This is a genomic window from Bartonella sp. MU37NMGALS (genome assembly GCF_042194015.1).
In the GTDB taxonomy this organism is placed as follows: domain Bacteria; phylum Pseudomonadota; class Alphaproteobacteria; order Rhizobiales; family Rhizobiaceae; genus Bartonella; species Bartonella grahamii.
Genome location: NZ_JBHIML010000001.1, coordinates 23,925 through 44,573, shown reverse-complemented (window position 1 = coordinate 44,573; position 20,649 = coordinate 23,925). Strand labels below are relative to the sequence as shown.

General features: G+C 37.0%; 18 protein-coding genes. 17 read left to right on the top strand and 1 reads right to left on the bottom strand.

The window, feature by feature from the left end; genetic code table 11:
• Positions 1-330 precede the first annotated feature (330 nt).
• The 3 genes from yajC to ACFIJP_RS00190 all read left to right on the top strand — a co-directional run bounded on the left by yajC (position 331) and on the right by ACFIJP_RS00190 (position 3,356).
• Positions 331-783: a preprotein translocase subunit YajC gene (gene yajC, locus ACFIJP_RS00200; RefSeq protein WP_375624994.1), complete on the top strand. Its 453-nt coding sequence runs from the start codon at positions 331-333 to the stop codon at positions 781-783.
• 451 nt (positions 784-1,234) lie between these two features.
• Complete coding sequence (locus tag ACFIJP_RS00195) at positions 1,235-1,621, top strand: Mth938-like domain-containing protein (RefSeq protein ID WP_273723333.1); 387 nt, start codon at positions 1,235-1,237, stop codon at positions 1,619-1,621.
• Between the two features lie 874 nt (positions 1,622-2,495).
• Entirely contained in the window at positions 2,496-3,356 is an 861-nt protein-coding gene (locus tag ACFIJP_RS00190; RefSeq protein WP_375624993.1) for a phytoene/squalene synthase family protein, read from the top strand.
• 868 nt (positions 3,357-4,224) lie between these two features.
• Here the strand turns inward: ACFIJP_RS00190 and ACFIJP_RS00185 are convergent.
• Positions 4,225-6,114 (bottom strand): peptidyl-prolyl cis-trans isomerase, encoded by a 1,890-nt coding sequence (locus tag ACFIJP_RS00185; protein WP_375624991.1) that lies wholly within the window; start codon positions 6,112-6,114, stop codon positions 4,225-4,227.
• A gap of 154 nt (positions 6,115-6,268) precedes the next feature.
• On the opposite strand from ACFIJP_RS00185, the gene tpiA reads away from it, so the two are divergent.
• From tpiA to ACFIJP_RS00115, 14 genes are all read left to right on the top strand, one after another.
• Positions 6,269-7,033: a triose-phosphate isomerase gene (gene tpiA / locus ACFIJP_RS00180; protein ID WP_375624990.1), complete on the top strand. Its 765-nt coding sequence runs from the start codon at positions 6,269-6,271 to the stop codon at positions 7,031-7,033.
• Positions 7,034-7,115: 82 nt separating this feature from the next.
• Positions 7,116-7,571 (top strand): preprotein translocase subunit SecG, encoded by a 456-nt coding sequence (gene secG / locus ACFIJP_RS00175; protein ID WP_375624989.1) that lies wholly within the window; start codon positions 7,116-7,118, stop codon positions 7,569-7,571.
• 127 nt (positions 7,572-7,698) lie between these two features.
• Positions 7,699-9,327 carry a CTP synthase gene (locus ACFIJP_RS00170; RefSeq protein ID WP_375624988.1) on the top strand — a complete coding sequence of 543 codons (1,629 nt, stop codon included), beginning with the start codon at positions 7,699-7,701 and terminating at the stop codon, positions 9,325-9,327.
• A 36-nt stretch (positions 9,328-9,363) separates the two neighbouring features.
• Positions 9,364-10,200: a 3-deoxy-8-phosphooctulonate synthase gene (gene kdsA / locus ACFIJP_RS00165; protein WP_375624986.1), complete on the top strand. Its 837-nt coding sequence runs from the start codon at positions 9,364-9,366 to the stop codon at positions 10,198-10,200.
• 71 nt (positions 10,201-10,271) lie between these two features.
• Entirely contained in the window at positions 10,272-11,543 is a 1,272-nt protein-coding gene (gene eno, locus ACFIJP_RS00160; RefSeq protein ID WP_375624985.1) for a phosphopyruvate hydratase, read from the top strand.
• Positions 11,544-11,654: 111 nt separating this feature from the next.
• Complete coding sequence (locus ACFIJP_RS00155) at positions 11,655-12,062, top strand: TM2 domain-containing protein (RefSeq protein ID WP_375624984.1); 408 nt, start codon at positions 11,655-11,657, stop codon at positions 12,060-12,062.
• A gap of 471 nt (positions 12,063-12,533) precedes the next feature.
• A complete protein-coding gene (locus tag ACFIJP_RS00150) occupies positions 12,534-12,881 on the top strand; it encodes a hypothetical protein (protein WP_375624983.1) in 348 nt (115 codons plus the stop codon).
• A 183-nt stretch (positions 12,882-13,064) separates the two neighbouring features.
• Positions 13,065-13,376 carry a septum formation initiator family protein gene (locus ACFIJP_RS00145; RefSeq protein WP_375624982.1) on the top strand — a complete coding sequence of 104 codons (312 nt, stop codon included), beginning with the start codon at positions 13,065-13,067 and terminating at the stop codon, positions 13,374-13,376.
• A 135-nt stretch (positions 13,377-13,511) separates the two neighbouring features.
• The gene (gene pdhA / locus ACFIJP_RS00140; RefSeq protein ID WP_375624980.1) at positions 13,512-14,552 is read left to right on the top strand and encodes a pyruvate dehydrogenase (acetyl-transferring) E1 component subunit alpha; all 1,041 of its coding nucleotides are present in this window, start codon (positions 13,512-13,514) and stop codon (positions 14,550-14,552) included.
• A gap of 16 nt (positions 14,553-14,568) precedes the next feature.
• Positions 14,569-15,933, top strand: a complete 1,365-nt coding sequence (locus ACFIJP_RS00135; protein ID WP_375624979.1) for a pyruvate dehydrogenase complex E1 component subunit beta — start codon at positions 14,569-14,571, stop codon at positions 15,931-15,933.
• A gap of 14 nt (positions 15,934-15,947) precedes the next feature.
• A complete protein-coding gene (locus ACFIJP_RS00130) occupies positions 15,948-17,291 on the top strand; it encodes a pyruvate dehydrogenase complex dihydrolipoamide acetyltransferase (protein WP_375624978.1) in 1,344 nt (447 codons plus the stop codon).
• 220 nt (positions 17,292-17,511) lie between these two features.
• Positions 17,512-18,972: a dihydrolipoyl dehydrogenase gene (gene lpdA / locus ACFIJP_RS00125; protein WP_375624977.1), complete on the top strand. Its 1,461-nt coding sequence runs from the start codon at positions 17,512-17,514 to the stop codon at positions 18,970-18,972.
• A gap of 67 nt (positions 18,973-19,039) precedes the next feature.
• Positions 19,040-20,002 carry a lipoyl synthase gene (gene lipA, locus ACFIJP_RS00120; RefSeq protein WP_375624976.1) on the top strand — a complete coding sequence of 321 codons (963 nt, stop codon included), beginning with the start codon at positions 19,040-19,042 and terminating at the stop codon, positions 20,000-20,002.
• 2 nt (positions 20,003-20,004) lie between these two features.
• A complete protein-coding gene (locus ACFIJP_RS00115; protein WP_273788342.1) occupies positions 20,005-20,466 on the top strand; it encodes a type II toxin-antitoxin system RatA family toxin in 462 nt (153 codons plus the stop codon).
• Positions 20,467-20,649: the final 183 nt, after the last annotated feature.

Below are 20,649 nucleotides of genomic sequence, written 5' to 3'. Positions count from 1 at the left end.
ATTTAGCTCTGTCATTCGATATCAAAAACGATAAATTATCTATATAAATTAAAGTTTTTTCATTAGAAAAATTATCTTGTATAATTTATTGAGTTAGTGAAAAGATTTATATTGTAGGATATACAATAGGGGAAAATGAATCTATTTTTAAGATTTTTCTCATTGTATTTTGGTATTCTGTCTCTTAAGGATTTATTGTATTTTTGTAAAGCTGTGATTAGATTATGTAGTTATTGCTTTTTATGATAAATTCTTTAGGAATTTTTTCTGTATCGGAATTTCATTTTAATAGAGTGGGAAATACCTGAGGTTTAACTATAGGAGATAAAAATGTTTATTACGAACGCTTATGCTCAAGTTGCTGGCGATGTTTCCGGTGGAATTTCATTTGCTAGCGCTGTCCCATTCATTTTAATTTTTGCAATTATGTATTTTTTTATGATTCGTCCACAGCGTGCCCAAATGAAAAAACGCCAAGAAATGCTTAATGCAGTACGTCGTGGTGATACAGTTATAACGGGTGGTGGTATTATCGGCAAGGTTACGAAGGTTCACGACGAGAGTGGTGAATTAGAGGTTGAAATTGGTGAGAGTATGAATATTCGTGTTATTCGCTCAACATTAGCTGATGTGCGCGTTAAAGGTGAGCCGATTGCAGAAAAAAAATCAAAATTTAATGCTAAAGCAAAAACACCACAAAAGTCTAAATCTAAAACGACAACGAAAGAAAAGATGAGTATCTCTGAAGAGAAAAAAGCTATATCAAAGGAAAATGCATCTTAAGGTGTAGTGGCAGTTTTAAGCATTTTTATAAAAAGCTTGGCAAGATCAGGACAATTTCATTGGAAAAATAGCTTTTATAGTGGCTACAGAAAATGGAGTTTTTGTTTCCTTGAGATTATTAAAATAGTTGCCTTATTTATAGAATATTACGCAATTTTTTTCTGTTTTTTTTAAACAAGATCATTGTTTCTATAAAAAGAAACTTGCGAGTAAATAAGCTGAGAAAACTTTTTAAAAGATAGATTTATTTAAGCAGGTATAGCTTTTGATTGCGGTTTATTATCAAATTTTCATATACTCGTTGTATGAGAAGATTAGGGTTTTATATAAAATTTCCACTTCAATACTAGGCTATGGTTAAGATATCAATGTTTGTATCAGCCTTCCTTTAATTTTATGGTGAGAAGTAGCAAAGACAATTGGATTATTCAAAAATAAAGGGTGCTTGTTCATGTTCGATGCAATTCAAATTCGTGAAGCGCATTTTCCAAGTCGCGCACCTATTGATGCTTATGGAAATGGTGGATTTCGTTTTGCTGATATGTCTCATAGAGGTTCTATTATTTGTGTACCATCAGGTATTTATGGCATTGACATGGCAGGACCTATTCCCACTCAAGAGGATATATCTCGTATTTTAGAAGAAGCTTCTGAAATCGAAGTTTTATTAATAGGTACTGGAATTGAATTATTGCGATTACCTGAAGAGTTACGGGTGCTTTTATGGGAAAAACGTATTTCATCAGATACAATGAGTACAGGAGCGGCGGTGCGTACATTTAATGTTTTATTGGCTGAAGATCGCGCTGTTGCGGCGTTATTATTTGCGGTAGAATAGAGTATTGTTTAATAAAATAAATGCTCTCATCTAGTATGAAAGACTTGTGTGAGTATTTTGCTAAGCCGTAAAATACCGTCGTTTAAAGTGGTGATATAAGGGGAATAAAATATACATAACTTAACACATTAAGTGTTTTTAAATACAGCAGCAAGTATTCAGGGCAGAGCTTGCTCGTAGTTCAATGAATCACATGAGTGATCAACTCTTGGCACTTGAGACAGTTCATAAGAGGCATTTTTAATTCTTTCTTATACAGTTTTTACCTACAAGCCAGCCCAGCTTGTGACGCAAGGGAATAGTTTTGATTGATTCAACATGGAATTGGTTTGAAATGAAAGCATTCTACGATATTTGGGATTTTAATTTAACATACAAAACAATAAATTATCATTATAAATCAATACTTTGATAGTAATATAAAATCACCGATAGCAATTAGATTTTTTACAAATTGGTATTGGTAGGAATCTTTGTTTTTTAGGATGGGGGGGAGGGCAATGATTTGATGAAGTCTTTGTGATCAGTGCATTTTTATAAAATAACATTGTCATCTATTCAGTGAAAAAGTATTTTGTGTTTTTTGTTGTTCTAAGTTTCACTATGCATGTTACAATTAGTTTTTAGCTTTTTTACTGCAAATGAAAAATTTAGTCTGATAAGATAATTTTTATCAGAAAAATTATTTATTTAATTTTTTTCTTTCTAAAACGAAAAGTGACCAGAAAAGAAATTTTAATTCACAATACAGTTAAGAGACACATTTAAAAATCTTATTTTCTGAATTCTATTTGCTTATCCTTCATTTTTTAATATGAATAAAAAGAAGATATTAATTTAATTGCTAAAAAAGGGACGTTAATAGGTTCATAGAATGATAGGTTCTCTTCCGTATTGTCTTGATATTTTACGTACCATGGATCGTGATCGCTATATATCGGTTTTATTTGCGCCTAAAAAAAAGCGCCAAGCATTGGCTGCTCTTTATGTATTTAATGCTGAAATTTCTCGTATTCGCGAAAGTGTACATGATCCACTCATAGGAGAAATACGGTTACGTTGGTGGTATGATTCTATTGCTCATGGTGAAATACAAGCGAGTGGAAATAATCCGATTATGAGTAATTTATTGAAAGCAATGACTCTTTTTAATTTACCTAAGACAGCTTTTTTACGTTATTGTGATGCACAAATTTTAGATCTTTATCACAATCCAATAGAAACACTTCATGATCTAGAGCATTATTGTGGTGAGACAGCAAGCATAATTTTACAGCTTTCTTGTCAGATATTAGATCCTGATACTGCACAAGAGTTTACAGATATCTATGAACATGGAGGGATTTCTCAAGGATTAAGCGGTGTATTGCGTCTTTTATCATTCATGCAATCACGATATCAATATTATTTACCTACTGATATATTAAAGGCTGTAGGAGTGAATAGGGAAGATTTAGAATCTCAATGTCTCAGTGATCAACAAAAGGGTCGTATTGTTGAAGCTATGGTAGCATTATCGCGCGATCACTATACCCAATTTTACGAGTGTTCTTGTGCTTTACCTAGAGTTCTTAAGCCAGCTTTTCTTCCATTAGTCATTGTCCCAGCTTCTCTTCAAAAAGCTATACAGCTGGGTGCTGCAGTTTTTCAAGAGAGTGCAACTTTGCCATTAATATATCGCTATTGGTTAATAACAAGGGCAGCAATAAGCGGCAATTTTCCAAAGATATTGTAAAAGAATATTACCACGTTGGAATGCGTAACATATAGACTGGTTTTCTCATATGAAGACAAAAGGAACTATTGTGATTCCAAACCATTTTTTTGTTATAAAAAATGTTGATGTTTTAGTTGTTATGAACGCAAAAGAATAAGAAATTTTATGATCTTGAAAATACGGTGTATTTCTTTATCAGTAATATGTTTTATTCAGTGTATTGGATGGATGAGATGCAGAGAAAGAAGAACATGAGATAAATCTCAATACATTGGTTTGTTTGATGAAGAACTTTTAAGTATTCTGAATGTATTGATTGTATCTCATTTGCAAATGAAATAAAATTCCTATTTTATGAGAGAAGTTATCTTGGCAGTCTATGAGTCTATAAAAAACTCTTATTTTTGAGAAATTATAACATCATAGTTGATGACTGTTATGATTTATGAATATATTGATTTATAATCATAATTCATTTTATAATGAATTTTAAAGATAGTTTTTTGTATATTGTAAGTTGGGTGTGTAAATGAAATCATTTCAGGAAGAGGCAATACGCTCCTTATGAATGAATATTGAGAGTAGTAATACGATGAGCTATAAATGAATGACGATAGGGATGACATTATAGCTTAATGGGTATAGCTCAATGAGCGACAATCTTTACAACTTTTGGATGGATAATAATGCATTGCAAAAACGACTCTACATTCCATTAACTATTTTCTCGCAAATCCATATATGTATTGATTTGCGAGAGAATTAATCATTATACAAATGCTGATCCTAAGATATGCAGACAAGAGATCTATCTTACCTCTTCAACTATAGACGAAGAGCTGATGGAGGCTTCATCAATAAGTTCTTTAAATTATGCACAATCTTTTTATTGGAGAGCGTTAAAGATCTGATTATAATTTGTGCTATTAATTTCCAAAGGATGTTCTTTATTGGCAACTTGTAGCATTTCTAGCTTGAGATCTTCTCTTATCATCATATCTATACTGGCGCGGACCTCAGTTGAAAGAGTATGAGACGTGATATCTTTAGGCATGGTTACAGTCTTTATTTGATAAATAATACGGTTTGTTGCAACCGGACCTTTTATGATGCCGTAATGACCTTTGGGAGCGGAAAATAATGCTTTAATGCCTTCAACGCCAAGGGTTTCAGATGAGTCTTGACGCCGGAGAGCTGGTGTTGTTTGTTTTGTAATACCAAGGCTACGAGCAAGATCAACAAGACTTTTTCCTTCCGTGAGCTGTTTGAGAGCGTTTTGTGCTTTTTCATCAAGAAGGCGTTGGATTTCTTCACTTTTCCATTGAGAAAGAACATCTAGCTTAGCCTCTTCAAGTGTCTTATCGCGGGCAGGAATAATTTTATCGACCTTATACCAGAGATATCCACCATTTTGAAAAGAGAGAGGATCAAGATCGACTCCTTCGTTTGATTGATAGATGGCATTCAGTAAAATATCTTTTTGAGGTAAATCCGTGAGTATTGCACCTTCAAACGTTTTTCCCGTTTTATCGATGGTAATTGTGCGCAAAGATAATTTGTATTGGTCAGCTAGCGCTTTGAGAGAGGCCCCCTCAAAACGAGCATTTTCAATGGCTACGTAATTGTTACTGATATCATCAGTAGCATGATTTTTGGCAAGAGTTTGGCGAATATTTTCTTCTACACTTTCAAAAGGAAGAGAGCTTGATGGTTCAATATGCGTGACGCGAATGATAACAGGTCCCTGTAAGTCATTTATCACAGGACTGACTTGGCCTTGCTGAAGTTCAAAAATTTCAGATGCTAGATGATTAGGAAGTTCATTTTCTGCGATAGGCCCTTTTTTTATGTCATTAAGAGTCTTTTTTTCATCTTTTACCAGTTCATCAAAACTCAATCCATCAGCTATTTTTTTTGCTGCATTATCGGCTGCATCGCGTGAGGGGAAACGCAGCTCTTCGAATGTACGCTTTTCAGGCGTTACAAAACGTGAAGCATTTTGTGTATAATAGGCTTTCGCCTCATCTGTCGAGATATCTTTAGGTTTTACGAAATCATTAAGCTCCATAGATAATAAAGAGACAGTGCGGTATTCTGGAACACGAAATTGACTTTGATGTATTTCAAACCATTTTTGTAATGTTTCGTTATCAGGATCAGCAATTGTTTCTTTTTCTTTTAGATCAATAACGAGATAATCAGCAATACGCATTTCTCCTTGATAAAGAGCAAGTGCTTTATAAAAGAGATTTGGTGCTTTCATATCAGAGAGTAAAGCTGAAATAAGTTGGTTACGCTTTTCTTGTTTGGTGTAATAATTAAGAAAAACACTTTCACTAATACGTAAATGCTGAAGATAGTTATAAAACAAATTTTTATCAAAAGTGCCATTTACTTGGAACATTTTATCAAAACCAATCGTACGAGCTATTGTATCTTTTGAAAGACTTATTTTCATTTTACGTACTTGTTCATCAAGCAATACATTTTGTTGTAATTGATTAAACACAAAAGCAGGAATTTGGTATTGCTGCATTTCATTTGCTGTAAACATACGTCCAAGATGAGCCGCCTGGGCTAAACGTGCACTTTGATCGGCAAGTGCGAGACGATAATCATCGACAGTTACTGTGGATTTTCCAGAAGTAATAAGATCTCTTTCACTTTTTTTGTGTAAATGCGGTACCCCCCATAAAAGAATGAAGCATAAGAGTAAAATAGCAAGGAAAATTCTGAAAATCCAAGAATTTGTAGCACTTCTTATGACGTCAAGCATTGTTCAATCCTATTTTTAACATAAATTATTACAAAAGCAGTAATAGAATTTGCAATAAAGAGACAAAAGATGCAAGCTTTAAAGACTTGCTTTCATGTTATAATTTGGTAACTACAGATAAACAATGTATTGTAAGAGCTCTTGAGGTGAAAATATGTCTCCAAATACTCGGCCTTTTCTTGCTGGAAATTGGAAAATGAATGGAACGGGTGAAACACTTGGAGAGTTGCGTGCTATTGCTACAGGCGTTAGATCTGATCTCAGTCATCTTTTTGAGGCGCTTATTTGTGTCCCAGCAACGCTTTTATCCCGTGCTTCTGATATGCTGGATGGCAAAAATCTCCTTTTGGGAGGACAAAATTGTCATTTTGATGATCATGGTCCCTATACTGGAGATATTTCAGCTTTTATGCTTAAAGAAGCAGGAGCAAGTCATGTCATCATTGGGCATTCAGAACGTCGTACAATGTACCAAGAAAATAATGCGATTGTTTGTGCCAAAGTGCAAGCTGCGTGGCGAGCAGGTCTTGTGGCTCTTGTATGTATTGGTGAAACATTGGAGGAGCGTAATAATAATAAAGTACTGGATATTCTCACGCAGCAGCTTGAAGAATCTTTACCAGATGATGCAACAGCAGAAAATACCATTATCGCTTATGAACCTGTTTGGGCGATAGGCACCGGCAATACAGCGACTCCAGAAGATATTGCAAAAGTACATCATTTCATTCGTGATAAGGTGCGCTCTCGTTTTAGTGATGAAGGCGATAAGATACGTCTGCTTTATGGTGGGTCCGTAAAGCCATCCAATGCATTTGAGCTTTTAAGCATTCCTCATGTTAATGGTGCTTTAATAGGTGGAGCAAGCTTAAAAGCGATTGATTTTTTAACTATTTGCGATGTTTGTCGTAAACTATAGTAGAGAAATTTTAGTTTCTCCTTGGATTGTGTGTTATTTATGTGTAAATAGCTATGAAAGAGTTATTTGAAGAGCAGGGTTTATGCAAACAGTACTTATAGTTATTCATTTGTTGATTGTGATTACTCTGGTTGGTGTTATATTAATCCAACCTTCAGAAGGTGGTGGGCTAGGTGTGAGTAATAGCTCAGGGTTGATGAAAACTCGTGGATCTCGAAATCCTTTAACACGTTTGACTGCTATTTTAGCCTGTTGTTTTTTTGTTGTGTCTATTGGGCTTACCGTGGTGGGTAATATATCAAATTCTAGTTCTGATATTTTAAAGCGTATACCGGTTAATTCAGAACAGAATTCTACCAATAAAGGATCAGAATCAGTCCCATCATCAGATGGTGAGTCTTCTTCCCCTTCTATTCTTGAACAGCTAGGAGGCAATTCGAATTCTCCGCAGGAACAGAAACAGTCCACAAATCCTGAAGCAGAAAGTCCAGTTCCACCGGTTCTTGAAAATACAGTTCCGGATAACAGTACGAAATAGTTTTTTAAGAAAATATAGACTTTTTAAAAAGGTGATTTTTTCACCTTTTTTATTTTAGAAGAAAAATTGTTTCTTTTTGCATTTTTTGCTGGAAAAATCATTATAAATTGCTTATCACCATAAGCCCATGGCACGTTATGTTTTTATTACTGGTGGTGTGGTTTCTTCCCTTGGAAAAGGCATTGCAGCGGCGGCGTTAGCAGCGTTATTACAGGCTCGTGGTTATCGTGTACGTCTTCGCAAACTTGATCCTTATTTAAATGTTGATCCAGGTACGATGTCACCTTATCAACATGGTGAAGTATTTGTGACCGATGATGGTGCAGAAACGGATCTTGATCTTGGTCATTATGAGCGTTTTACTGGGCGTTCTGCAAATAGCCAAGATAATATCACAACAGGGCGTATTTATCGCAATATCATTGAACGAGAGCGGCGTGGTGATTATTTGGGGGCAACAGTCCAAGTTATCCCTCATGTTACGGATGAAATTAAGAGATTCATTACGATGGGAAATGAAGAATTTGATTTTGTTTTGTGTGAGATAGGCGGAACGGTTGGTGATATTGAAGCAATGCCTTTTCTAGAAGCGATTCGTCAGCTTCGCAATGAGCTACCAAGACAAAGTGTCGTTTATGTCCATCTCACATTAATGCCTTATATACCTTCAGCAGGTGAATTAAAAACGAAACCAACACAACATTCTGTCAAAGAATTGCAAGCAGTTGGTATTTCTCCTGATATTTTGCTTGTACGTGCAGATCGATCTATTCCAGAAACAGAACGGTGCAAATTATCACTTTTTTGTAATGTTCGCTCCAATGCAGTCATTCAGGCATTAGATATGCCAACAATTTATGATGTTCCTATGGCATATCATAAGGAGGGTTTGGATTCTGAAGTTCTTTGTGCTTTTGGAATCGATTCGGCACCTTCCCCTCAGATGGATCGTTGGGAAGATATTACGCATCGTATTCACCATCCTGAAGGAGAAGTTACGATTGCTGTTGTAGGAAAATATACGGGTTTAAAGGATGCTTATAAATCTCTTATTGAAGCGATTGCACATGGTGGTTTAGCGAATAAAGTAAAAGTTAATATTGAGTGGATTGATTCGGAACTTTTTGAAAAAGAAGATTCTGTTTCAGCTTTACAAAAAGCCCATGGAATTTTGGTTCCAGGTGCTTTTGGGGCACGAGGGGCAGAAGGAAAGATTCGAGCAATTCAATTTGCACGAGAGCGTAAAGTTCCATTTTTAGGGATTTGTTTTGGGATGCAATTAGCTTGTATAGAAGCTGCGCGCAATATTGCACAGATTAAGAATGCTTCGTCAAGTGAGTTTTGCGAAACAGAAAATCCAATTGTAGGTTTAATGACAGAATGGCTTAAAGGAGACGTTCTTGAAAAACGTACAAGAAATGGTGATCTCGGCGGATCAATGCGTCTTGGTGCTTTTGCTGCTGAATTAAAAGAAGAGAGTCATATTGCTCAAATTTATGGAATAACCAAGATTGTCGAGCGACATCGTCATCGTTATGAGGTCAATATTGATTATAAGGATAAGTTAGAACAGTGTGGTTTGATTTTTTCTGGGATGTCTCCTGATGGTATTTTACCAGAAACTATAGAATATGCAGATCATCCATGGTTTATTGGTGTTCAATATCATCCAGAATTAAAATCTCGTCCTTTTGATCCTCACCCGCTTTTTTCTTCTTTTATTGAAGCCGCTGTAGAACAAAGTCGATTAGTTTAATGCATAAATTGGGTTATTTTGCTTTTGAGGGATAAAATGACTAAACCAAATGCCCGTGTGAAAGTTGGAAATATTATTTTTTCAAATGAAATGCCTCTTTCATTAATTGCAGGGCCGTGTCAGATGGAAAGTCGCGATCATGCTTTTGAAATGGCTGGTCGTATTAAAACAATTACCGATCAGCTTGGTATCGGGTTTGTTTATAAATCGAGTTACGATAAAGCTAACAGAACTTCTTTGGGTGCGGCACGTGGTATTGGTCTTGAAAAAGCAATGGCTGTTTTCTCTGATTTAAAAAAGGAGTTTAATTGTCCTATATTAACTGATGTGCATACAGAAGAGCAATGTACACTTGTTTCTTCTACGGTTGATATTTTACAAATACCGGCTTTTTTATGTCGTCAAACAGATCTTTTGGTAGCAGCCGCCAAAACAGAATGTGTTATTAACATTAAAAAAGGTCAGTTTTTAGCACCGTGGGACATGGAAAATGTGTTAAAAAAGGTTGTTTACAGTGGTAATCCGAATGTTATGCTTTGTGAGCGAGGCACGTCATTTGGCTATAACCGGCTTATTTCTGATATGCGTTCATTGCCTATTTTACGTTCATTTGGTGCTCCTGTTATTTTTGATGCAACGCATTCTGTTCAAGAACCTGGGGGGCAGGGTGCTTCATCTGGTGGACAGCGTCAATTTGTTGAAGTTTTAGCGCGTGCGGCTGTTTCTGTTGGGGTCGCTGGTATTTTTTTAGAAACGCATCAAGATCCAGATAATGCACCTTCTGATGGACCCAATATGGTTAAACTTGATAATTTACAAAGATTGCTTGAGACACTAATGGAGTTTGATTATCTGTCAAAGAAGTTAAATTGAGAAGAGAAAAAACATTTCATTAATAGGACATTAGGAATGAATCGAGACTTTTATTGGATAAGGAAACACATATGAGTATAATTGTCGATATCATTGGACGTGAAGTTCTTGATAGCCGTGGTAATCCAACGGTAGAAGTTGATGTTCATTTGGAGAATGGAGCTTTTGGTCGCGCTCTGGTTCCTTCGGGAGCTTCAACAGGGGCACACGAGGCTATAGAGCTTCGTGATGGTGGTTTGCGCTATCAAGGGAAAGGTGTTAAAAAAGCGGTTACTGCAGTTAATGGCGAAATTCTTGAAGAACTTGGTGGGCGGGATGCAACAAATCAAATCGCTATTGATCAAGCAATGATTGCTTTGGATGGAACACCAAACAAAGCCCGTCTTGGTGCCAATGCGCTTCTTGGTGTTTCATTAGCTGTTGCAAAAGCAGCTGCGGATTCATTAAATTTACCCTTGTATCGTTATATTGGTGGTACACAAGCGCATATTCTTCCAACTCCTATGATGAATATTATTAATGGTGGTGTTCATGCTGATAATTTGATTGATTTTCAAGAGTTTATGATTATTCCTATAGGAGCCCCTACTGTAAGAGAAGCCATCCGTTATGGCGCTGAAATTTTCCATGCATTGAAAAAGCGTTTAAAAGATGCGGGTTATAATACCAATGTTGGTGATGAAGGTGGTTTTGCACCTCAATTTAAAAGTGCTGATCAAGCCATTGATTTTATTATGGAATCAATCATAACATGTGGCTACAAACCAAGTGAACAAATTGCCATTGGTTTAGACTGTGCTTCAACCGAATTTTATAAAAATGGTTCGTATTTTTATAAAGGTGAGGGCAAATGCCGTGACATCCAAGAGCAGGTAGATTATTTAGCGCAGCTTGTGAAAAATTATCCTATTATTACAATTGAAGATGGAATGGCAGAGGATGATTGGGAAGGTTGGAAGTTACTCACTGACACAATTGGAGGAAAATGTCAGCTTGTTGGCGATGATTTGTTTGTAACGAATTCAGCACGTTTGCGTGATGGTATTAAAATGGGGGTAGGCAATTCTATTCTCATAAAAGTTAACCAAATTGGTACATTGAGTGAAACACTTGATGCTGTAGAAGTAGCACATAAAGCAGGTTATCGTGCCATTATATCTCATCGTTCAGGCGAAACAGAGGATTCTTTTATTGCAGATCTTGCTGTTGCAACGAATTGTGGACAAATTAAAACAGGTTCTCTTGCACGTTCGGATAGATTAGCAAAATACAATCAACTTATTCGTATTGAAGAAATGCTAGGGGCTCAAGCGCGTTATGCTGGTGATTTATATCGTGTATAGTTGTGAGCACAAAATATGAAAGTATAAGATCATTTAGACTATGAAATTGAGATTTCTTATCAAAGGCATATACGCGATAATTTTTAAGTGTTTAAATTTATAGGGATTAAGATGAGAGGTATAATTATTAGTCAAGATCAAGGAACTTATCTCGTTTCGGGTGATGATGGTAAACGTTATCAGTTTGCGACTTGGGATTGGATGGGAAAGAATCCGCCAAGGATCGGTTATACTGTTGATTTTGTCTGTGAAGGGGGTGTTGTCAGTTCTGTTTTTCCATTGTTGAGATCAGGTACAGAGAATTCAAAGATAATGTTCGCACTCCTTTGTTGGTGTTCAGGTATCTTTGGTGTTCATCGCTTTATGGTTGGTAAAGTTCGAACTGGTGCTTTAATGCTGATTCTATCTTTATCATTGTTTGGATTGATAATTACCGGTATTTGGGCAATTGTTGATTTTATACTCATTCTTGGTGGAAGATTTACGGATAAAGACGGGAATCAGATTACAGATTTTTAAAAATTTATAATAAAAAGAAAATAATTAAGTTTACTTTTTATTTTGATCAATATAGTAAGCTGCGTAATGCAAGATTGTTGTACTCTATTTCTTTAATGTGAGATGTTAAGAGAAATATGCACAGTTGAATAAAAGTATTGAAAAAGACTGTGCTATTTTATGTGGGTAAAACAACGACGTAAATCCACTAAGGTGTGTTTTGTATTGCTGCTTATAGCAGCAGAGAAACATTAGATTATTGGGGGGGATCAGAACTATTTTAATTTCACGTTTATTGCGGCTGCTACAAATTTTATTTACGCCGTGAGGTTAATCGATATGTTATTAAATTAGAATAATCTCTTTATGAATAACACATAAGGAGCAGCTTTATAGGTGGGCAAGGATGAAGGGTAAAATTATTGGTCAAGATCAAGGAGTTTATCTCGTTTCGGGAGGTGATGATAAGCGTTATCAATTTGCGAATTAGAATTGGTTAGGAAAAAAACACCAAAGGTTGGGGATATCGTTGATTTTTTCTGTGAAGGGGATACCATTAAATCTGTTTTCTCTATCTTGTCAGCAGAGCAGCCACAACAATCAAAAATGTTGTTAGCGATTGTTTGCTTATGTTTAGATGCATTGGGGATTCATCGCTTTATAATTGGTAAAATTGTAACAGGCATTGTAATGCTTCTTATACGCATACTAAGTATAATAACTCTACCATTTACTATGGGGTTAGGGATTATAGGGATTTTTTTTATAATTATACCTTGGGTATTGATTGATTTTATCCTTATTTTAACAGGAAATTTTAGGAAAAAAACTACAAATTAGAGGATATTCAATATTTATAATATAAAAAGTGGATCATTCAGCTTACTTTGATTGTATTTAAGGGGGGAAATCAATAATAAAATTTTTTTTGCGTGTCTAGATTGAGTAATGAGGTATTAATCAAAATCGTGCATAGTTGGGCAAAATATTAAGAAATTTGTGCTGTAAAGACTGTGCTATTTTATGTGGACAAAGCAGAAACGTCGATCAATCAAAGTGCGCTTTGTACTACCTCTTATGACGGTGGGAGTCTTAAGCTATTTCAGTTATCACATTTACCATGGTGAGTATGGATTGTATTCACGCAATGAAGTTAATCAGCATATTAGCGAATTAGAAAAGGAGCTTCATAAAATAGAAGCTGAGCGGATATTCATGGAAAAGCGTATTTCTCTTTTACGCAATGGGCATATAGAAAAGGATATGTTAGATGAGTATGTCCGAAAGAACTTAAACTTTTCTAAATCAAATGAATTGACAATCTTAATGCCTTGAAATGACACTAGAGGTAAATGAAAAATTGCTTAATTTAAACGACAATCAGCAATGATATTGTTTAAGCCGCTTGATAAGGCTTGTAACTTTTGTTCGTAAAGGTTATTCCTAAATAATCATAAAAGGGAGTTTAATATGGCAGAACGACTTAAAAAAAATTCTGCGTCGGTGGCGCACACTGCGTTATCAAGCACCACAAAGAAAGCACCAATAGCAGACTTTACAAAAGAGGAAGAAATTGATGCTTATCGTGAAATGCTTTTAATTCGCCGTTTTGAAGAAAAAGCAGGACAACTTTATGGTATGGGGCTTATTGGGGGATTTTGTCATCTTTATATTGGACAGGAAGCTGTTGTTATAGGAACATTAAAGGCAGCAAGAGAAGGTGATCAAGTTATTACATCTTATCGTGATCATGGCCATATGTTAGCTGTTGGGATGAGTCCGCGTGGAGTCATGGCAGAATTAACGGGGCGTCAAGGGGGCTTTTCCAAAGGGAAAGGTGGCTCGATGCATATGTTCTCTAAAGAAAAGAACTTTTATGGTGGACATGGTATTGTTGGTGCGCAGGTTTCCATTGGTTCAGGTTTGGCATTTTCGAATCAATATCTTGGTAAAAATAATGTGACATTGGTTTATTTTGGTGATGGTGCTGCAAATCAGGGGCAGGTTTACGAAAGTTTTAATATGGCTTCGCTTTGGAAGCTTCCCGTTGTTTATATTATTGAAAACAATCAGTATGCTATGGGAACATCCGTTTCACGTGCATCTGCAGAAACTGATTTTTCTCGCCGTGGTCTTTCTTTTGAAATTCCAGGTGTTGTTGTTAACGGTATGGATGTTCGATCAGTAAAAGGAGCTGCTAACGAAGCAATTTCTTGGGCACGCTCAGGTAAAGGGCCGATCATTCTTGATATGCAGACCTATCGCTATCGTGGTCATTCCATGTCTGATCCAGCAAAATATCGTTCAAAGGAAGAAGTCCAAAAAATAAAAGAGGAGCACGATCCGATTGATCAAGTAAAAAGTCGGATTCTTAAGAAAAATTGGGCGAACGAAGATGATTTAAAGTCTATTGAGAAAGAGGTCCGTGCAATTGTTGCTGATGCGGCAGATTTTGCACAAAGTGATCGAGAGCCAGATGCTTCTGAGCTCTATACTGATATTTTAGTTTGATGCGAGGGAAGCAAGTATGTCTATTGATATTTTGATGCCGGCGCTTTCACCAACTATGGAAGAAGGTAAACTGTCTAAATGGCTCAAGAGAGAAGGTGATAAGGTTAGCTCTGGCGATGTTATTGCTGAAATTGAAACGGATAAGGCTACAATGGAAGTAGAGGCCGTTGATGAAGGTACTCTCGGTAAAATTTTTGTGCCTGAAGGTTCTGAAGGTGTAAAGGTTAACACTGTTATTGCGATTTTGTTAGAAGAAGGTGAGCGTGCTGAGGATATTTCGCAACCTATAGATACAGCACAAAAACCTAAGGGATCTCCTCTTTCTCTGCCTTCGTCAGTTCCGCAGGTTCCTACTTTTGATACGTCTCCTGATTTTGATGTTCCAGCGGGAACACAAATGGTTACAATGACAGTTCGTGAAGCGCTTAATCAGGCTTTGGCTGAAGAAATGCGGCGTGATGAAAAAGTTTTTCTCATGGGGGAAGAGGTCGCGCAATATCAAGGTGCCTATAAGGTTAGTCAAGGTTTGTTGGAAGAATTCGGAGAACGCCGAGTTATTGATACCCCAATTACAGAGCACGGTTTTGCTGGGTTGGCTGTTGGTGCTGCTTTTGGAGGGTTACGCCCCATTGTTGAGTTTATGACCTTTAATTTTGCGATGCAGGCGATGGATCAAATTATTAACTCAGCAGCAAAAACACGTTATATGTCTGGTGGACAAATGACCGCTCCTATGGTTTTCCGAGGTCCAAATGGTGCGGCTGCCCGTGTTGGTGCTCAACATTCTCAATGTTATGCTGCATGGTATAGTCATGTACCAGGTCTGAAAGTTGTCATGCCTTATAGTGCTGCAGATGCAAAAGGTTTGCTGAAAGCTGCTATTCGTGATGATAATCCTGTTATTTTTCTTGAAAATGAGATTTTGTATGGGCATGAATTTGATGTCCCTCAATTGGATGATTTTGTTTTGCCTATTGGTAAGGCGCGCATTCATAAGTCTGGACAAGATGTGACGATTGTCGCGTGTGGAATTGGAATGCATTATGCCGTTCAAGCGTTGCCGGAAATTGAACAACTTGGTATCGATGTTGAATTAATTGATTTACGAACCATTCGCCCGATGGATCTTCCAACAATTCTTTCTTCAGTTAAAAAAACAGGTCGTTTGGTAACGATTGAAGAGGGGTTTCCTCAGTCATCCGTGGGAACTGAAATAGCAACGCGTGTTATGCAGCAGGCTTTTGATTATCTTGATGCGCCAATTGCCACGATTTCTGGCAAAGATGTTCCGATGCCTTATGCTGCTAATCTTGAGAAGTTGGCTTTGCCTAATACTGCTGAGATTATTGAGGCCGTTAAGGCTGTTACATACAGAGCATAACGGAGGAAAGCATAATGCCCATTAAAATTACAATGCCAGCACTTTCCCCTACAATGGAAGAGGGAAATTTAACAAAATGGAATATTAAGGAGGGAGATAAGGTTTCCTCTGGTGATGTTATTGCTGAAATTGAGACGGATAAAGCGACAATGGAAGTCGAAGCCGTTGATGAAGGTAGGGTTGCCAAAATTATTGTTCCTGCTGGAACACAAGGCGTTAAAGTAAATGCTTTAATTGTTGTTTTAGCAGAAGAAGGTGAAGATTTAGCTGAAGCTGCAAAAGTTTCAGAAGAAATCTCTTCTTCTACAAGACAAGAACCAGAGGGCGTAAAACAGACAGATACTCTGAAACAGACGGACTCAAAGGGTACAAAAATGTCTCATGAATCATCAGCTCAGCAATTAATACAGCAAGATAAAAAGGAAGGGCGTCTTTTTGCCTCTCCTTTAGCGCGGCGATTAGCATCTCAGGCAGGTCTTGATTTATCCCTTATTTCTGGAAGTGGTCCGCATGGGCGTATTATCAAGTGCGATGTAGAAAAAGCTGTGAGCAGTGATATTTCTAAAGTGTCTTATTCATCACAGATAGGGGAGTTAGTAGCTACGGGTACTTCTGATAAACAGATATTGAAACTCTTTAAAGAGGATGAATATATCTTCGCACCCCATAGTAATATGCGTAAAACTATCGCGACACGTTTGATGGAATCAAAACAGAGAGTTCCACATTTCTATATAACGGTAGATTGTGAACTTGATGCACTGTTAGCACTGCGTACACAACTGAATGCTGCTGCACCAATGATTAAGGGGCAGGAAGAAACTCAGCCTACTTATAAGCTTTCTGTTAATGATATGGTGATCAAAGCTGTCGCACTTTCTTTGAAAGCTGTTCCTGATGCGAATGTCTCTTGGCTTGAAGGCGGAATGCTTCATCATAAACATTGTGATGTTGGGGTTGCTGTTTCTATTCCCAATGGATTAATTACGCCGATTATTCGCCATGCAGAGGAAAAGCCGTTATCACTTATTTCCAAAGAGATGAAGGATTTTGCAAAGCGTGCGCGTGAGGGCAAGTTAAAAATGGAAGAATATCAGGGTGGAACAACAGCTGTATCAAATATGGGGATGTATGGTATAAAAAGTTTTTCGGCTATCCTTAATCCACCGCATGCGACGATTTTTGCGATTGGTGCAGGGGAAGAACGCGCTGTTGTTAAAAATGGTGCATTAGTTGTTGCGACAGTTATGTCAGTTGCAATTTCTGCGGATCATCGTGCTGTCGATGGTGCTTTAGCCGCAGAGCTCGCGCGAGCTTTTAAGAAGATGATTGAAAATCCATTAGCAATGTTGGTTTGAACTGTTTAACAGTTCTTCACGTAAATTGTGAGAGAGTGTGTTAAGAGAATAAAAACAAATTTAAGAGTTTGAAGAGCAATGTTATTGCTATTTCTGGTTTGGGTAAAGCATTTACGTGAAGCTTAAAGAAAAAGACATAAGATAATTCTGTGATGTTGTTTTGCAGTTTTAAGTTCAAAAAATGCATATCCGTTTTATATATATCCATGGAGGAATTACTGTGGCAAATCTTTATGATGTAATTGTGATTGGATCAGGTCCAGGCGGATATGTAACCGCAATTCGTGCAGCACAATGTGGTTTTAAGACTGCGATTGTTGAACGTGAACATTTGGGAGGGATCTGTTTAAATTGGGGGTGTATTCCAACAAAGGCCCTTCTACGTTCAGCGGAAATGAAACATTTTGCTGAACATGCAAAAAATTATGGACTAAAAATTAATGGTTCGATTGAGGCAAACATCAAAGATGTTGTGGCACGTTCACGCGGTGTTTCAGCACGTTTAAATGTTGGTGTTGATTTTTTAATGAAAAAAAACAAAATTGATATTATCTGGGGTGAAGCAAAGCTTACTAAAGAAGCGAAGAGAAGCCATCCTGCGGAAATTATGGTTTCTTCATCCTCCAAACCGATTATGCAACCGCAAAATCCAGTCCCTAAAGGGACGTTAGGGGAGGGAATATATCAAGCAAAGCATATCATTATTGCAACGGGTGCACGTCCTCGTGTCCTTCCTGGTATTGAGCCAGATGGAAAACTCATTTGGACTTATTTTGAAGCTATGATACCGCCAGCAATGCCAAAATCGCTTTTGGTTATAGGGTCTGGGGCTATTGGCATTGAATTTGCCTCTTTTTATTGTGATATGGGGGCGACAGTAACTGTTGTTGAAATGATGCCCCACATCATGCCTGCTGAAGATATTGAAATTTCAACGTTTGCTTGTAAACAGTTAGAGAAAAAAGGTTTACGCATTCTTCGTCAAGCAAAAGTAACAAAGGTTGAAAAATCTTCTGATTCTGTGACTGTACATATTGATGTTCAAGGTAAAATAGAGTCAATGACTGTTGAGCGGTTGATTTCGGCTGTTGGGGTGCAAGGTAATATTGAGAATCTTGGTTTAGAAGCTTTGGGAATAAAAACCGATCGCGGGTGCATTGTAACCGATGAATGGAGTTGGACGGGGGTGGAAGGCATTTATGCTATTGGTGATGTAGCAGGTCCTCCTATGTTGGCACATAAAGCAGAAGAAGAAGGTGTAATATGTATTGAGCATCTTGCAGGTTTAAAGAATGCTCATCCGCTTGATAAAAGAAAAATTCCAGGGTGTACATATTGTACACCACAGGTTGCCTCTGTAGGGCTTTCAGAAGCTACAGCAAAAGAAGCAGGTTATGATATACGTATTGGTCGTTATTCTTTTGCTGCAAATGGCAAGGCGATTGCTTTGGGTGAAGATCAGGGGTTAGTAAAAACAATTTTTGATAAAAAAACAGGACAGCTTCTTGGGGCCCATATGGTAGGGGCTGAGGTAACAGAATTGATACAGGGTTTTGTTATTGCTATGAATCTTGAAACAACAGAAGAAGAATTAATGCATACTGTCTTTCCACATCCGACTTTATCGGAAATGATGAAAGAAAGTGTATTGGATGCTTATGGTCAAGTTTTAAACGCTTGATGACTGGATTGTATGAAAGATTTTATATTTTTGATTGTTACTTCGTATTTATAAGGCAAAGGCTTAAATGGTTACGGTTGTTGATAGAGTTATAAATAGACGTTTGCGTCATCCTGAAAAGGCACATCGTCCTGATACAAGCGTTCAAAAAAAGCCAGATTGGATTCGTGTAAAAGCGCCAACATCGCCAATTTATAAGGAAACACATGGTATTGTACGTACGCATAAGTTAGTGACTGTATGTGAAGAAGCTGGTTGCCCTAATATTGGCGAATGTTGGAGCCAGCGGCATGCTAGCTTTATGATTTTAGGTGAAATATGTACGCGTGCTTGTGCTTTTTGTAACGTTGCAACAGGTATTCCACTTGCCGTTGATGATAATGAGCCAGAACGTGTAGCCGATGCTGTTGCACGGATGGAATTAAAACATGTTGTCATTACATCTGTTGATCGTGATGATCTTGCTGATGGTGGTGCTGAGCATTTTGCAAAAGTTATTTATGCGATTCGTCAAAAAACTCCTAAAACAACAATTGAAGTTCTGACACCTGATTTTCGTCATAAGGATGGCGCTTTAGAAGTTGTTGTTGCTGCTAAGCCTGATGTTTTTAATCATAACTTAGAAACAGTTCCTTCTAAATATTTGAAGGTTCGTCCAGGGGCACGTTATTTTCATTCAATTCGTTTATTACAACGCGTTAAAGAACTTGATCCAACAATTTTTACAAAATCGGGAATTATGGTTGGTCTTGGGGAGGAGCGAAATGAAATTTTGCAATTGATGGATGATTTGCGCTCTGCTGATGTTGACTTTATGACGATTGGACAATATTTGCAGCCTACACGAAAACATCATCCAGTTGTTCGTTTTGTGCCTCCTGAAGAATTTGAGTCTTTTGCCAAGATTGGTAAAGTAAAAGGATTTTTACATATGGCCTCCAATCCTCTGACACGTTCATCTCATCATGCTGGAGATGATTTTGCTATTTTGCAAAAAGCGCGTGATGAAAAATTTTCCTTACAGAGATAATTATGCCGATTTTTACAATACATCGGCAGATCACCCATAGTGCCAGTGAAATGTTTGAGTTGGTTTCAGATATTGAGCGTTATCCTGAATTTTTACCAATGTGTGAGTCTTTAATAGTACGTTCTCGAAAAGAGTATGGGAAAAAAATGTTGCTTCTTGCGGATATGACCGTTGGCTATAAGATTATCCGTGAAACTTTTACGACTCAAGTATTTCTTCAGCCGGAAAAAAATCTTATAGAAGTTAAATATATTGATGGTCCATTCAAATATCTTGAAAATCGTTGGTCCTTTCATGATATTGAAAATACCAATGCATGTAATGTAGAGTTTTTTATTGATTATGAATTTAAAAGTAAAACGCTTGGATTAGTGATGGGCTCAATGTTTGATATTGCGTTTCGTAAATTCACCGACGCTTTTGAGAAGCGTGCGCATCAGATTTATGGCTCTACGATAACATAGTCTATTCTGTTATTTTTTAACAATACGTATTGCTTATAACGGCGTGAAGGTGAAAACTGGTTTCCATCTTTACTATTTGTTTTAATTCATCTTTTTCAGCTTTGAAAAGCATATTAAAGGAATATCATTTTAAATGATGAAGATGATGCACAGCTTCACGCTTTTGTTTCTCTTTTTTAATAG